Source organism: Frankia sp. CeTa3Moorea, from assembly GCF_978021225.1.
Genome location: NZ_CDXDOR010000042.1, coordinates 1 through 14,962, shown reverse-complemented (window position 1 = coordinate 14,962; position 14,962 = coordinate 1). Strand labels below are relative to the sequence as shown.

The following is a 14,962-nucleotide window of genomic DNA, read 5'->3' as shown; positions in this document are numbered from 1 at the left end:
GCTGATCTGCCGGACGGCTTTGGCCAGTACGAAGGAGTCCCGGAACTCCTGATCCTCGGCATCGGTCAGGTCACGTAGCCCCGCACCGGCAAAGATCTGCAGACTGATCGGTTCTGGGCCGAAGAAGGCACACAGCTCGGCGAGCCGCGCCGCCGTGGGAATCTCGCTGCGTAGCCGCTCCATGGACAGCAGCCAGGTGCGGGCGACTGGCAGGGGGTAGGTCGGGATCTCGCCCTCGAGCAGCAGCGGCCCTGGGCTTCGGTCAAGAAGTTCCAGGTACCGTTCCGCGGTCATCCCGGTCTCGGCGTGCCAGGCGCCGGCGTGCTCGAGCGCCAGCGGAAGGTCCCCCAGCGCCTCGGCGAGCTGCGTGGCGACCTCCGTGGTCAGCGCCGGAGCCCGCCGCCGCAACAACGCGATACTCTCCTCCCGGCTGAACATACCGATCTCCACCCGCTCCTGCCTGCCCTGCCAGCGCTGGTTGCGCGAGGTGATGAGCACGTGCCCGGGGCCATGCGGGATCAGTGGCGCCACATCATCGGGGGAGTCGGCGTTGTCGAAGACGAGGAGCCAGCGTCGGTACGGATCACCCCGGCGCAGGGCGTTCACCACCTCGTCAACCGGTTCCCGCCCCTCCCGGTGCGGCAGGCCCAGGTCGGCGGCCAACCGAGCCAGACTGCTGCGGACCAGCGCCGTCTGGTCGCACCCGATCCAGCAGACCAGATCATAGGACGCCCCGAACCGGAACACATACTCCGTGGCTACCTGCGTCTTACCCACGCCGGCGAGGCCCTGCAGAACCTGGGTACCGACGGGCGCCCCGCCCACCCCGAAAAAGCGGTCGCGCAGCCCGACCAGGAGAGCCTCTCGTCCGATGAAGCTCGGGTTGTGCTCCGGTACCCCTGTCCAGACCTGGGGCGGCGAGCCGGGGAAACGCACGTTCGCCGCCACGCCGATCTCCCGGCGGAGTTGCGTGGCCCGGCGGGTCGGACGTCCCGTCGCGGCAAGCAGCGTCTGCCGTGCGGGCGCCTCGTCGAAACCGACGAGGTCGGCATACTCCCGGTTGGTGAACTCGGCCGGCAGCTGGAAGTCCTCGATGCGGACGGGCACGAGCAGCCGACCCGTCCCGTCCGGATCGCTCGCGACCGTCCTGCGCCATCTCTCCAACGCCGGCGGTGAGCGGACGTACGCCGATGACAGGATGACGACTGTTCGGAAATGACCGGCCGCGGGGACGACGCCCTGATCGATCCGGTTCCCGGTGCCCGGGCCCGCCTGTTCCAGCCTCGTGGCGAAACCGGCGCTCTCGAGCTCGGTGGCGATCCAGTCCGCCCAGTTCCGGTCGGCGGAGGCGTAGCTCACCACGATGTTGGTCGGGATGGACACCGCGGTCCGCTCGAAGACCGCGAGATTGCGGCGGCGCTGCGTCTCGTCCAGCGTCGCGAGGGAGCGTACCTCCCCGTTGGTCAGGTACGAGGTAAGCCTTTCATAGGCGGCGAGAAGAGTGCCCTCCTGCAACGGGCGGTCCCCGAAGACCGCCAGGATCTCCTCGTACGCATAATACGGCTTGTATGGAACCTCCACATCGCCCCAGTACCGTTCCTTCTCCCGGGCGCTCATGTTCCGCAGAAACGGATCGAAGGTCGCACGGGCGAAGTCCCGGCCCAGCTCAAGTTTTTTCTGCTCACCGTCCTCGACCCGCATGGGCACCGGTAGATGGCCGATTTCACCGTTCTTGTCCTGTGCGCTGATTGACTGGGCGACGGCGGCGGCACCCTCGATGCTCTGGGTACTGAGTGTGAAGCAGTTTACGACGATGTCGGGCAACTGCACGGTGCATATTCCGGCGGTGTCGCTTAGCCCGGTCCGGCTGTCGATGAGGATCCAGTCGTAGGACGACCGCATGTTCTCCGCGAGTGCGTCGATGAAATCGGCCCCGTTGTGCGTGTCGTAGAAGGTGCTCCAGTCGAAGGTGCTGAGCCGGCGGGAGTAGGCTGCGTCGTGACGACCGGAGCAGACGAAGTCGATTGTGCCGTTGGCCGGAAAGGACCAGGTCAGAGACACCGCGTACGGCATGATCGCGGTCGCCCGCTCGAACCAGTCTTCCTCGCCGGCGGTCGGCGGCGACATCACCGTCGCGGTGAAATCCCAGATCATGTCCATGACGCCGCGGGTCGTCCGCAGATCCGGGTCGTGGTGGAACGGATGGAAGTACCGGTGGAGCCCGGGCGCCTCCAGATCCCAGTCGACGACGAGCACCCGCCGTCCGTTGCTGGCGAGCAGCCATGCGACGTTGGCGAGCGCCATGGATCGGCCCGTGCCGCCCTTGTAGGAATAGAAGGTGACGATGCGTCCCGAATCCCGTTCGTTCACTGGCGCCCTCTCCTACGGGCCGTTGAGGAACGGACGGCGGCGGTGGCTCGGCGGGCGCTGGCGGAAGATGGTCTGGCCGGCGAAGATGCGCGCCTGCAGATCCGTCAGGATCTGCACGAGCGCGTCCGCGAACTCCTCGTGGGACTGCACCTGCTCCTGGAAGAGACCGTCTCGGCGCAGCATGTTGTTCGGCAGGGCGCTGGCGAGGGTCTCGAACAGCCGTTCTCTGTTTTCGTGCGTCTCCTCGTCGTCCGGATTCCAGGGCACGAGCACCCCGGTCGTCGGTTCGTTCCGCTGGTCGTATTCGAGCAGCGCGGTACGGAACGGTTCCATGGTGGCGGTCCACAGATCGACGATGAAGACGACGATCTCGTTGCGCGTGCGCGATCGCTTGAGCAGCGTGGAGATGCCGGTCTGCAGCATGACGATGTCCGAAGACATCTCCTGGCCCGCGGCGATGAACTGGGCGGAGATGCAGACCCGTTGCTTGTGATGCGGGTGGTAGGGCTTCCACTCGTCGTACTGGCTGCCGTAGTAGCTCAAGTGCCGGCGCAGGGCGGCGAGTTCGCTGGCCGAGGTCACGGCGAGAACGAAGGTGACTCGCTTCGGACCGCCGACGTGGTCGGCCGGCTCCGGGCCGGCTTCCTGCGTGCGGACAGCGGTGGAAGGTCCGTCCCGGTCACCACGGGGCCCAATGTACGTGGCCGGCCCGGTTCCCGCCGTCGACTCGAGGATACTTGTCGGCCCGGTCACCGGGTGTGTCGTGGGTTCGGTACCGGCCAGACCCGTGCCCTGGTCTGCCTCTGCCTCGGTCGAGGCTACCGAGTGCGGCGGCGGGACCGGGTCCTGGATCAACTCCGGCACCTCGGACCGAGGCGGGACAGGGCGCCGGTCACCCCATTGATCAAACGCGCTGGGCACGGTGTCGAAGCCGGGGATCTCCGCCATGGGCGGCAGAGCGGTCTCTGCCGCGAGTCGTACGATCCGATCGGACAAAGCTACCAGGAACTCCTGGTACTCGTCGTGGTTCCGGTTCAGCTGGAGAAGATACCGTAAGCCGAACTCGGCGTACTCCTGGCCGAGATCTTCGTGATTGTACTGCAGCCGGGCCAGAATCGAGGGCGGCGGGCGTAAGGGGATCCACATCACTGGTAGGAGGACGGGTGCCCGTCCCGCGCCCGTCTCCTCCAGGTGGCGGAGGCGGTCCTCGAAAACTTGCCATTCCCGGCCGCAGTACTCACTTGTAAAAAAGGTGGGGGAGCATATGGCGACGAAAGTTCGGCAGCGGGCCAACGCCGAGGCGAGTTCCCGCGACCAGGCGTCGCCCGGTCGGATACTCGAGGTATCGAGAAACCCCACCTCGTCTGCCCTCGGATGCCCGCAGCGGACCCGGACCTCGTGCCGCAGATCCCGGAAGAAGCGGGCGAGAAACGGGCCGTCCTCGCCGTCCGCGCGGGCGTAGCTGAGAAAGAAGTACAGCGGCGGCCCGTCCGTCGCCTCAGGCATGTCCGTCTGCATCGGGCCCGGCCGGCCGGTCGAACCGTAGTCGGTCTGGCCGACCGGGGGCATCGGAGCGGTCTTTTCCGGTACGAGGCGGTCGCTCACCCCTCGATCTGTGAATGATCTCCCCCGGCACCGAGGCCCCCTCTTTCCAACACGGTGTGGCCGGAACGCGCTGCGACCACACGTCACAACCTGTGCGGGTGCAGGCAAGTGAGAACTGAGTCTACGGCGTGGTCTCCCAGCCGGTTGTCGTCTAGATTGCAGGTGTGGGCGGCGGTGCCCGGCGGCAAAGTGCAGCAGGCGCTGCGGTGTCAGGTGCCGCTCTCGTGGTCTGTCCGGGAAACCAGCAAAGGACGGGATGGGGGGACCGGCGGATCCGGGTCGATGTCGTCGTCGCCGGGCGGGCCCGGACGACGGTTCGTGCCATGGTTCGGATAGCGCGCACCACACCGCGACCCAGGTTAGATTGGATGATAGGGGGGTGGCGGAGGAGGTCAGCGGGTGAACGAGTCGTCCGACATCGAGACGCTCCTGCTCGAGGTGAGCGAGATAGTTCCTCTCGAGGCGAGGGCCACGGAATTTCCCGTGTTGAGTTGGGGGCTACGACGGGTCTGTCGCGAGGCGGCGAGGTCGTCACCCCCGTCGAGTGGGTTCAGCTCCAGGATCCTGAAACAGGATGATGGACAGCCGGGGTGTCCACCATAACGGCCGGGACCGCGGGGGGGTGGCCGTATGGCTTCCTGCGCCACGACGTACTCGGCCGATCGGGCTGGCGGGCAATGCCCTTCAGCCAGTTCGTGCTGAAGGTGCACAGCCGCTGCAATCTTTCCTGCAGCTACTGCTATGTCTACCACCAGGCCGATCAGGGCTGGCGGGGGCAGCCGCTCGTCATGAGCCCGCAGCTCGTGGCGGCCGCGGCCGCGCGGGTCGGGGAGCATGCCCGCCGTCACAATCTGCCCGCGGTGGAGGTGATCCTGCACGGCGGCGAGCCGCTGCTTGCCGGCGCCGAGCTGCTGGAGTCGGTCGTCATGGCGTTCCGCGCCGCCGTGCCGCCGGGTACGGATGTCACGTTCAGCCTGCAGACGAACGGCGTGCTGCTCGACGAGAGGTTTCTCGATCTCTGCCGCACCCATACGATCATGGTGGGCGTGAGCGTCGATGGCGCCCTCGCGCACCACAACCGCCGGCGGGTGCTGCGCAATGGCGCGGAGAGCCTCTCCGGCACCGTGGCCGGACTCGAACGACTTACCTCCGATCGCTTCCGGGCCGTTTTCGGCGGACTGCTCGGCGTCGTCGATCCGACGAGTGACCCGCTCGAGGTCTACGAGAGCCTGCTCGCCTGGCGGCCACCCGCCGTCGACTTCCTCCTGCCCCACGGGAACTGGACGACCCGCCCACCCGGCCGGCCGGCGGACGAGCAGGCCACGCCTTATGCCGACTGGCTCATCACGCTGTTCGACCGTTGGTACTCCGCGCCCGAGCACGAGACCGATCTCAGGCTCTTCCAGGAGATCATCACGCTCCTGCTCGGCGGCCACAGCCAGGTGGAGACGGTGGGGCTCTCGCCGTCCACCGTCGTCGTCCTCGAGACCGACGGCTCGATCGAGCAGGTCGACGCCCTGAAATCCGCCTATCACGGGGCGGCATCGACGGGTCTGCATGTGATCCGGGATGATTTTGACCGAGTGTTGCGGCATCCTGGGATACTCGCCCGGCAGATCGGCGGCGCGGCGCTCGGTGAGGAATGCGGGCGATGCTCCATTCACCGGGTCTGCGGCGGAGGATACTATCCTCATCGGTATCGGCAGGGGTCCGGTTTCCGGAACAGGTCCGTCTACTGTCCGGATCTGTATTCCCTTATTGTGCACATCGGTGCCCGGCTCCGGGCGGACCTGGAACATGTGCGACGTCGCGTAGGGTGAAGGTGAGATTTCATCGGCTGGCAGCGGCCGACTTCAACGAACTCGCGGCCGGCGGCGCACGGGTGGAGATCATCCATCGTCTCAGGGTGACGCAGCTCAGTAAGAGACTGCTGGCGCTGCGCGCGGTCATGGACGACGCCGCCCGCCGCGTTCCGGCGGCCTTCGCCAGAAGCGACCTCGCGCACAGCTACGACGTGCTCGCCGCTGCGCAGCGGCGAGCGCCGGCGGAGATCGGCGAACTGCTGCTGTCGCCCGGGATCGGGCTGTGGGCGATGCACTGCCTGCGCCGCCTGCGGGGAACGACCTTCGGGTCGGTTCCCATCGAGGAGGATTTCGGGGCACTGGGGGCTTTCGCCGCGGCCGCAGCGCTGCGGGCCGGGCTGGATGCCGAGGTCATCGTGCTGCTGCATGATCACGAGCTGATGCTCCCGACCCTCGGCCGACTCCGGGGCACCCTGACCGGCTGGGCCCAGGCCCGCATCACCGGCCGCGGCCTGTGGCTGGCGGAGAGGCCGACGGCGGCCGGGCCGGGAGCCGAGCGGGCGGCCACGCTCGCGGTTGAGCAGGTGACGCCGGCGATCGTCCAGCCCGGCACGGCCGCCTGGCGGCCCGTCGACCGGCTCACCGCGCAGACGGATGGCCTGCGGATCGACCTTCTGCTGGACGACCTCGACCCGGCGCGCGCACTGCTGGACCTACCGATGTCGCAGGGCGCCGCGTCCGGGGCTCTCGACGTCTGGCAGCAGCGCCTCGACGAGGGGTGGCGCATTCTCACCCGACTCGACCCGCGTCGAGCCGCGGCGCTGGCGAGCGGCCTTACCACGGTCTTCCCGTTGCGTCCGACCGACGGCGAGGCCGAACTCAGCGCCTCGTCCGGGGAGGCGTTCGGTGCACTGGCGATGACGATGCCCAAAGACGGATTGACCTTCGCCGTGGCCCTGGTCCACGAGTTCCAGCACAACAAGCTGTCCGCGCTACTCGACCTCGTGCCCTTGTTCGAGGCGAGAGAGGGAAGGCTGTTCTATGCACCGTGGCGCAGTGATCCGCGGCCGCTGCCCGGGTTACTCCAGGGCGCGTACGCCTATCTGGCGCTTACCGACCTCTGGGAGGCCCAGCGCGGCCTCGGGGATGAATCGGCCTACGCGCATTTCGAGTTCGCCCGCTGGCGGGAGGAGGTCTGGCGGGCGCTGATCACTCTGCGCCTGTCCGGTGACATGACCCCGCTCGGCCTGAGATTTCTCGACGGCATGCAGGCCACGGCCTGGGCCCATCGGCAGGCCTCGGTCCCGGAGGAACCGCTGAAGCTGGCTCGTCAGGTGAGCACCGATACCTGGATCACCTGGCGGTTGCGCAACCTGGAGCCCGCTCCGGGCCAGGTCGCCACGCTGGCCCGGGCCTGGGTGCGCGGCCAGCGGCTGCCCGAGCTGCCGATCCGGACGAGAACCGTGCCCGGCACCCGCGGGTTGGTGCACAATTCCCGGCTCGATCTTGTTCATCTCCGCCTGAGCGACCCCAAGCTCTTCCAGGCGGCGCGCGAGGGGGTGCCGGACGTCCTCGACCGAGGGATCTCGGCGGCCGACCAGGCGTTCGCGTTCGGTGATCTCGGCATGGCCACGCGCGCGTACAAGGAGGAGGTGCGTCGAGATCCTGAGCGGCTCGACGCCTGGGCCGGGCTCGTCCTGTGCCGGCAGGGCAGTCCGACGCCGGGCGGCCGGACCCTGCTGACCCGGCCGGAGCTCGTGCACGCGGTGCATCGAGGAATCGAGGCGGTCGGCGGAGACCGGGTCGATCCGGAGGCCCTCGCGTCCTGGCTGTCGACCGACGGCGCCTGAACCCGGGCCCGGGAGCTACAGCGGCGGCGGCTCGAAGTCGAAGTCGAGCCGTTCACCCCGCATACCCGCCTGGACGTCCGGATGGGTGTCACTGAGCACCCGCCGGTAGCGGTGCATAGTGTCGTCCGCGAGCACCCGCGCCTCTTCCGCCCTCCCGACCGCGGTCAGATCCAACGCCAGGTTCGTCGCGCACACCAACGTGTGCGGATGGTCGGGACCGAGCAGTTCGCTGAATCGCGGTAGTGCGCTTTCGCCCATGACTAGCGCCTCGTCGGGGGCGCCGAGCGTGGATCGGGCGGTGGCCAGATTCGTGACGCAGGTCAGGGTGTAGTGATGATCGGGGCCGAGTCTCTTCGTCAGGCCCGCGCGCGCATCCCTGAGCAGGCGTTCCGCCTCGTCGATCCGGCCGAGCTGGCGATGGATCAGGGCGAGGTTGAGGTCGCAGCCATAGGTATACGGATGGTCCGGGCCGAGGACGTCCCGGTAACGGCGAACGGTCTTCTCGATCCGAATGGTCGCCTCGTCCGGATCGCCGGCGACCCGCTGCGCGTTCCCGAGGTTGATCCCGGCGGCGAGGGTGTCCGGATGCTCCGACCCGAACTGCCGACTGTTGGTGTACCGGCCGTGCACCTCCTCGGCGAGTTCGAGGGCCTCGGTGAAGTCCCCGGCCTTCCGGCGAGCCACCGACAGGTCCTTCGCCTGGAGGAGAACATGCGCGTGATCCTCCGGCAGGACGCGACGGTTGACGAGATCGCGGTAGAGCAGGAAGGCCTGCTCCGCCGTTCTCCTGGCCTCGAGATACTGCCCGGCCTGCCGCAGGTCGCGCGCGACCGTGGCGAGCGAGAAGACCACCTGCGGGGCGTCGTCACGGCCGAAGAGGTTACGCCGGTCGGTGAGGTTCTTCCGGTCCGTCTCGAGAGCTTCGGCGTAGGAGCTGGTCAGGCTGTAGTCGACCGCCAGGTTGTTGACGGCGTTGAACGTACGGTTGTCGTCGTCGCCGAAGACGCGGCGGTGCAGGGCCACGGTACCCTCGTCGAGTTCACGGGCGGCCTGGAACTCGCCGCGCGCACGCAGGTCGGCGCCGTGACCGTTGAGGATGACGAGGGTCTCCTCGTGGTCCGCACCGAGTACCTCGGTGATGGCCTCCAACGTCGGGCGCCGGAGATCATAGGCTTCCCGGTACCGGCCCAGCGCCCACAGGATGTCCGCCTTGATGCCCTGCAGGATCAGGACGTCGGGGTCGCGATCCCCCGATTCCTTGATCCATTGCTCCAGGGTGCGGTCGGCCTCGGCGAGCCCGGTGGTGAAGTCGCCGACGCCGTAAAGGTAGCCGACGATGTGTTCCACCAGCTGGCGGGTGGGCGCCGACCGCGCCAGGTAGACCTCGGACGGGAAGATGTGCGGAAGCAGCTTGTCGTACTGCGGCCAGGCTTCGGAGTCGCCCGGCTCACCCGGGTCGGCCGCGACGAGCAGCTGGTGCACCTCGTCCCGCATGCGTTCCTGATCCTCGCGGGGCAGATCGTTGCGGATGAGCTTCTGCACGAGCCGGTGGACCTGCAGCGTCTTGCGGCTGTTGTCAATGCGGGCGAGGGCGTAGCGGCCGAGCTCCCGCATCGCCCGGCTCACCAGGAGGCGGTCCCGCATGGCGCTGCCGAATTCGGACCCGAGGATGTACTTGCCGCGGTCGAGGATCTCCAGGGAGATCGGCTCGGGGCCGAAGAAGGCGCAGCGGCGTAGGAGCTCGAGGGCGAACGGCGCCTGCTCGCTGAGCCGGCTCACCGACAGGCTCCAGGCGGCCGCGACCGGCCTGGAGTAGTCCGACGGAGGGTTCTCCGCGAGCAGTTTCCCTGCCTCGGTGCGGAGCAGCTCGAGGTACTCCTTGACGTCCATCCCGGTCTCGAACTGCAGCGCGCCGGCCTGCTCCAGGGCCAGCGGCAGGTCGCCGAGTTCCTCGGCGAGCTGATCGGCGTCGGCATCGGCGATGCCGGGGACTCGGCGGTGGAGGAACTCGAGGCTCTCGCGCCGGGCGAAGACGTCGACCTCCAGCGTGTCGACCAGGCTCTGCCACCGCCGGTTGCGCGAGGTCACGAGCACGTGACCGGGGCCGTGTGGCATGAGGCTGTGGACCGTCTCCGGCTGGTCGGCGTTGTCGAAGATAAGCAGCCAACGCCGGTACGGCACGCCGCGGCGCAGCGCGTCCAGCACCGCGGAGACGGCCTCCTCGACCCGCAGCGGCCCGGCCTCCGCCAGACCCAGCCGCGGCGCCAGAGAGGCCAGATTGGAGCGGACCAGTAGCGGCTGGTCGGCGGGGATCCACCACACCAGGTCGTATTCCGCCTGATAGCGGTAGGCGTACTCGATCGCAAGGTGGGTCTTACCCACACCACCGAGACCCTGCAATGCATGCGGTAGCACGGCGGTGACGTCGAGACTGTCCGAGGTTACCCGCCTGCGCAGGTCCGCAAGCAGGCTGTCCCGGCCGGTGAAGTTCTTGTTCCGCTGGGGAACGTTGCCCCAGACTGTCGGAACTCCTCGACCCGGTCCGTGTTCCGGATCGACCTTCACCACCGAAGCCACTGCACCCCCGCATTCCGGGCGCGGTCGGCGACATCTCGGCGCCCGCGCCCCACCGAGTAAAAGATTCGATCCGGACGCGTGCTAATGCTACACCACGACCCTATCGGGGAGGAGGCTCTCGCATCTCGGCCGTCGCCGGCCCGCCGCACCATCTCGCCACCCCAGCGGTTTCCTTGTCAGGGGTCAAGCGCCGGGGCCGGCGCGTCGCCGCCGGGTCCGTCCGGCGGTGACGGCGACCACTGTCGCGATCGATCGACTGGCTTTCCGCGAGGGAGGAGCTCCGACGTTGTGGCATTCGCCGCGAGCGCATACTAGGTTGTTGTCCCGCGGAGCGCCGGCAGCGCACGACTGACGACGGACGGGCGGTGCCGTCCTTTGCGGACTGAGTCCATCACCGACCGGCGGTACGCCTCCCGTGGGCGGGGGTCCGCTCGGCTCGGCGGTCGTGCGCGTCTCGCGGTGCACGGGAGGCGCTTTCGGGTGGTACGTCCGAACCCCGGCGACCCGGTGTCGGATATCATTCAAGGGTACTGTCAGGGGTGCTGTCGATTCGCCGGGGAGAGGCTTTTTACTACCTTGTTTACCAGGATGGTCATTGCTTGTGAAGGAAGGCGGGGAAGACCTGACCCGACCAGCGCTTCCGGGGCGCGGGGGTAGTGGTGGTCACCGTACTTCCCCGCCATTCTCCCTATGTCGGCCTCGCGCCCTTTCAGGAGACCGACGCCGAATTTTTCTTCGGGCGCGGCGCCGCGGCGCACGCCCTGCTCGCGAAATGGCTTGAAAGTCGGCTGGTCGTCCTGCACGGGCCGGCCGGGGTCGGAAAAACGTCGTTGTTGCGGGCCGGCGTGCTGCCGAATCTGGTCTCGACGGACGCCGACGTGCTGCCGGTCGGTCGACTGGGCCCACCGGTCGGTCCGGACGCGGACGAGGGCCTGGTCCGCTCGACCGGAAATCCCTACCTGGAGTCGTTGCTGCGATGTTGGGCGGGCGACGCCGACACCTGGTCGCTGGTGGACGCCATCCAGGGCAAGCGGCACGGTCACGGCGCCGCCGGTCGTGACCGTCAACTCGGCTCCGCGCGGCCGATCCTGGCCGCTGTGGACCAGTTCGAGGACTTCTTCGTACCCCACTCGCCGTATCTGGACCCGTTGCGCACCCAGTTCGTCGAAGTTCTCGGTGAGGCCGTGGCCGCCCTCCCGGACCTGCACCTGTTGCTGGTGATCCGGCGTAACCACCGGGCCGCGCTCGCGCCCTACGAGGACACCCTCGCCGGTGGCTCGACGATCGCCAGAGTCGCCGTCGGACCGTTGGACCGGCGCTCGGCAACTGCGGCGCTGACCGAACCGTTGCGGGCGGCGGGCCGACGCCTCCCGCCGGGTGCCGCCCAGGCCTGCGTCGACGACCTTGTCACCAGCCGTGTGGTGGACGCTACCGGGACGGAGTCCGTTCTGGTCGCCAGCACGGTGCAGCCGGCGTACCTCCAGCTCGTGGCGACGGCCATCTGGCGCTCCCCGCTCGTCACCGCCGGACCCGCTGGCGAACCCGTCGCCACCGAACCCGTCGCCACCGAACCCGCCGCCACCGAACCCGTCGCCACCGAACCCGTCACCGGCGCCCAGCTGGCGGAGACCGGTGATGCGAGCATGATCCTCGGGGCGTATCTGACCCAGGCGATCGTGGCCGTGGCCCGGGAACACGACCTCGACGACGGGGAGGTGCGCACCTGGCTGACCCGGACCTTCATCACCGAACGCGGCCGGCGGGGGGCCGTCGACGAGGGCATCGAGACGACCGCCGGGATGCCCACCGCCCTCCTCGACGCACTGGTCGAGCGCTATGTCCTCGCCAGTGAATGGCGTTCGGGTTCCCGGCGGTTCGAGCTCTTCGACGATCGCCTTATCCCGCCGCTGCAGGAGGCCTTCCCGGATTGGTCCGTCGCGGGACGCTCGGCGGGTGCGGCCGGTGCGGCCGATTTCCTCCAGGCCGCGCTGGTGAGCTTCGCCGACGGCGATGTCGTGGCCGCGCGCGGCCATGTCGACGAGGCGTTGCTCCGCAGCCCGGACGGCTCCCGGACGACGGCCCGGACATTGGCCCTGCGGGCCGAGCTCGATGAGGCGCAGGCCCGGCCCGAGCAGGCGGAGCAGGGGTACCGTGAGGCCGCCGAACTCTACGAATCGCTGTCCGACACCGAGGGTTCGGGCCGTGCCCTGGCCGCCATCGGCCGGCTCCTGCTGCGCGGCGGTCAGTACGGCCAGGCCATCGAAGATTTTCAGGCCGCTTCCGCGCGGCTGCCGGCCGACTCCGGCGTCCAGGCCGACCTCGCCCGGGCGCTGTGGTACTCCGGCCAGCCCTGGGCGGCTGCCGCCATCTTCTCGACCGTGCTGACGATCGCTCCGGAATCGGAGGCCGCCCTTGCCGGGCGGGGACAGCTGCGGGTGGAACTGGGGGACGACGTTTCGGCGTTGGAGGATCTCGAGCGGGTGACACGGCTGGCTCCCGACGTCGCCGGCGTCACGGAGGTGCGGGCGACCCGCGCCCTGGCGCTGGCCCGGCTCGGCCGATCGAGGGAGGCATCCGACGAGACCGCGGCGGTCCTGGACGCGGCGCCGGACAGCGGCCCGGTCCTGTGGCGTGCCGCCGGTGTGGCGCGTGCCGCCGGCGAGGACACTCGAGCGGACGATCTGCTGCGGCGCGCGCTCGACGCACGCGATCCGGCGCTGCTCCCGCATCAACAGGAGCAGGTACTCCGCTCGCTGCGCCGCTCGGGGGCCATGGCCTGACACCGGTATCGCAGCAGCGCGGCTGGGAGGTTGATCCAGGATGGCTCTACATCGCCAAGGCGAGTGGTGATCGGGCGGAGCGGACGGTCGACGTACGGCCGCACCTGGTCCCGTCGGGCGAGGAAGTCGTGGTCCCGCGGTTCCGGATGCCGCAGGAGTCGATTGCGCCGGAGACGGCCTACCAGATCGTCCACGACGAGCTGATGCTCGACGGCAACGCGCGGCTGAACATGGCCACGTTCGTGACCACCTGGATGGACCCGTACGCCGACCGGCTGATGGCCGAGTGCGCCCCGAAGAACATGATCGACAAGGATGAGTATCCGCAGACGGCGGCGCTGGAGGAACGGCGAGTCATCGTTCCACTACTGATCCGGGCGCGGGGCGCGGGGGCGGGGGCGAACCTGCCGAAGACGACCGAGTGCCCGAGGGGAGTCAGTGTGCACTCGACCCGCGGGGGTACCTCCACAGCGGGGTACCTCCACATATGTGGACCGGGGTGGGGATGCCGTCGCGTTCCAGGCCGCGCAGGGACTCGGTGAGCACCTTGGGCGTGATGCCACGCAGCGGCACCTGGAGCTCGGAGAAGCGCCGAGGGCCGCCGAGGAATTTCTGTCGGTGCCGGGGCCCAAGGTGATGTGGCACGGTCCGCCTGATACGGGTCCGCACGATACGAAGGAGCACATCATGCCTGCTCGAGAGACCGCCCCGGCCGGAGCGCCCTGCTGGGTCGACCTGATGACCTCCGACCCGGCCCGGGCTCGGACGTTTTACAGCGAGCTGTTCGGCTGGACGGCGGAGGATCCCGCTGAGGAGTTCGGCGGGTACTTCACCTTCACGAAGGACGGTGTCCAGGTCGCCGGCTGTATGCCCGAGCAGGACGAGGCCGTCCCGAATGGCTGGTCGGTCTACCTGGCCACGCCGGATGCCGAGAAGACCGTCGCCGCCGCCGTGGACCACGGGGGTCAGGTGATCGTCCCGGCGATGGCCGTCGAAGAGCTCGGCGTCATGGCCGTCGTGACCGACGCCGCTGGCGCGGCGATCGGCATGTGGCAGCCGGGGCTGCACCGTGGTTTCGGGGTGCTTGCCGAGCCGGGCGCTCCCGGCTGGTTCGAGCTGCACACCCGCGACTACGCCGCGGCCGTCGGCTTCTACCGGGACGTGTTCGGCTGGGACGTTCACGTCGTCAGCGACACCCCGGAGTTCCGCTACACGACCTTCGGCAAGGACGAGGGCGCGCTCGCCGGCATCATGGACGCGGCGGGCTTCCTGGCCGAGGGCGTCCCGGCGCACTGGTCGGTGTACTTCGCCGTGCAGGACACCGACGCGGCGCTCGCGAAGACCGCCGAACTCGGCGGGTCGGTGGTGCTGCCCGCGGAGGACACCCCCTACGGCCGCCTCGCGGTCGCCGCCGACCCGACCGGCGCCGTGTTCAAGCTGGTCGGCCCGGCCAAATCTGAGCCCGCCGCCGTGAGCTGACCCGCCCGGCCCGGTTCCCGCCGCGGATGTGCCTGAGGCGCAGCACTATCGTTGCGGGAACCGAGGGCTGGCCCGTTACCGTCGGCGCCGTCGGCCAGTGACCATCCTGACCCGGGGGGCTGTTAGCTGTTGTCGAATCGGCGTCTGATGACGTCTGATGGTGGCCGTGTGAACCTTAAGGAGTGGGCTGCTGCGAACGGCGTCGGGTACACCACGGCACGCCGCTGGTACCGCGACGGCCTCCTCCCGGTCTCCGCCCGCAAGGTCGGCGGGCTGGTGATCGTCGACGAGCCTGCCGCCCCTGTCCGGCGGGTTGCCGCCGTGGTGTACGCGCGGGTGTCGTCGGCGGACCAGCGCTTCGACCTGGACCGGCAGGTTGCCCGTGTCACGGCGTGGTGTGGCGAAAACGGTGTCACGGTCGGTCGGGTCGTGACCGAGGTCGGTTCCGCACTGGGCGGTCACCGGCGGAAGTTTCTCGCGTTGCTGCGGGACCCGGACG

General features: G+C 69.0%; 9 protein-coding genes and 1 pseudogene. 6 read left to right on the top strand and 4 right to left on the bottom strand.

Going from position 1 to position 14,962, the window contains the following annotated elements:
- A partial coding sequence (gene fxsT / locus AC08OV_RS10100; RefSeq protein ID WP_476619591.1) for an FxSxx-COOH system tetratricopeptide repeat protein occupies window positions 1-2,370 on the bottom strand: 2,370 nt, incomplete at its 3' end.
- Between the two features lie 12 nt (window positions 2,371-2,382).
- Window positions 2,383-3,876, bottom strand: a complete 1,494-nt coding sequence (locus tag AC08OV_RS10095; protein ID WP_476613935.1) for a TIR-like protein FxsC — start codon at window positions 3,874-3,876, stop codon at window positions 2,383-2,385.
- 689 nt (window positions 3,877-4,565) lie between these two features.
- Between AC08OV_RS10095 and AC08OV_RS10090 the strand changes: the two genes are divergently transcribed.
- On the top strand, window positions 4,566-5,795 hold the full coding sequence (locus tag AC08OV_RS10090; RefSeq protein WP_476613936.1) for an FxsB family cyclophane-forming radical SAM/SPASM peptide maturase: 1,230 nt from the start codon (window positions 4,566-4,568) through the stop codon (window positions 5,793-5,795).
- Between the two features lie 2 nt (window positions 5,796-5,797).
- Entirely contained in the window at window positions 5,798-7,627 is a 1,830-nt protein-coding gene (locus AC08OV_RS10085; protein ID WP_476613937.1) for an HEXXH motif domain-containing protein, read from the top strand.
- 15 nt (window positions 7,628-7,642) lie between these two features.
- Here AC08OV_RS10085 and fxsT (AC08OV_RS10080) read toward each other — a convergent pair whose 3' ends face one another.
- Window positions 7,643-10,192, bottom strand: a complete 2,550-nt coding sequence (gene fxsT, locus AC08OV_RS10080; RefSeq protein WP_476619590.1) for an FxSxx-COOH system tetratricopeptide repeat protein — start codon at window positions 10,190-10,192, stop codon at window positions 7,643-7,645.
- A 671-nt stretch (window positions 10,193-10,863) separates the two neighbouring features.
- Here fxsT (AC08OV_RS10080) and AC08OV_RS10075 point away from each other — a divergent pair.
- Window positions 10,864-12,984: a tetratricopeptide repeat protein gene (locus AC08OV_RS10075; RefSeq protein ID WP_476613939.1), complete on the top strand. Its 2,121-nt coding sequence runs from the start codon at window positions 10,864-10,866 to the stop codon at window positions 12,982-12,984.
- 40 nt (window positions 12,985-13,024) lie between these two features.
- Window positions 13,025-13,340: pseudogene (locus AC08OV_RS10070) on the top strand (glutamate decarboxylase); the annotation flags it as partial.
- Between the two features lie 79 nt (window positions 13,341-13,419).
- On the opposite strand, the gene AC08OV_RS10065 reads toward AC08OV_RS10070, so the two are convergent.
- Window positions 13,420-13,557, bottom strand: a complete 138-nt coding sequence (locus tag AC08OV_RS10065; RefSeq protein WP_476619596.1) for a hypothetical protein — start codon at window positions 13,555-13,557, stop codon at window positions 13,420-13,422.
- 114 nt (window positions 13,558-13,671) lie between these two features.
- Between AC08OV_RS10065 and AC08OV_RS10060 the strand changes: the two genes are divergently transcribed.
- The gene (locus AC08OV_RS10060; RefSeq protein ID WP_476619589.1) at window positions 13,672-14,463 is read left to right on the top strand and encodes a VOC family protein; all 792 of its coding nucleotides are present in this window, start codon (window positions 13,672-13,674) and stop codon (window positions 14,461-14,463) included.
- A gap of 168 nt (window positions 14,464-14,631) precedes the next feature.
- Window positions 14,632-14,962, top strand: a 331-nt coding sequence (locus tag AC08OV_RS10055) for a recombinase family protein (RefSeq protein ID WP_476619588.1), incomplete at its 3' end; no start/stop codon positions are given.

What these genes read in the sequence shown, in the direction of transcription:
- AC08OV_RS10095 (WP_476613935.1), bottom strand. Translation starts at nt 3,876, where the DNA reads ATGCCTGAGGCGACGGACGGGCCGCCGCTGTACTTCTTTCTCAGCTAC.
- AC08OV_RS10060 (WP_476619589.1), top strand. Translation starts at nt 13,672, where the DNA reads ATGCCTGCTCGAGAGACCGCCCCGGCCGGAGCGCCCTGCTGGGTCGAC.